The sequence below is a fragment of the Streptomyces millisiae genome (assembly GCF_031845425.1).
GTDB lineage: Bacteria > Actinomycetota > Actinomycetes > Streptomycetales > Streptomycetaceae > Streptomyces > Streptomyces millisiae.
This window is the reverse complement of the sequence record NZ_JAVREM010000435.1, coordinates 1-379: the sequence shown is the minus strand read 5'-3', so window position 1 is coordinate 379 and position 379 is coordinate 1. Positions and strand designations below refer to the sequence as shown.

Genomic DNA, 379 nt, shown 5'->3' with positions numbered 1-379 from the left:
CTCGTAGACGTTCTTGATGTAGGTGGGCAGGTAATTGCTGAACGCCACGAATCCGCCGAACACAACTGCGTACAGGAAGGACATCTCCCACGTCACGGGAAGCTTCAGCGCCGACTTGAGCTTCGGCACCACCGGATCGGTATTGGGCTGGAAAGCCGGTGAGTTACGCATCGCCACAAGACACAGCAACGCGGTGAGCGCCAGGGCGACGGCGATGATGAGATGGGTCGGGAACAACCCGAACCACCGTACGAACCTCGGCGTGAAGAATGCCGACAACGCCGTGCCGACCATTCCCATCCCGAACACGCCGGTCGCATAGCCGCGACGAGATGGTACATACCAGTTGTTGGCGAATGGAATTCCGACCGCGAATATG

Annotated in this window: 1 protein-coding gene; it reads right to left on the bottom strand. The window is 58.8% G+C overall.

The window, feature by feature from the left end; genetic code table 11:
- The coding region (locus RNC47_RS37460) for an MFS transporter (protein ID WP_311605354.1) at positions 1–379 on the bottom strand (379 nt) is incomplete at both ends.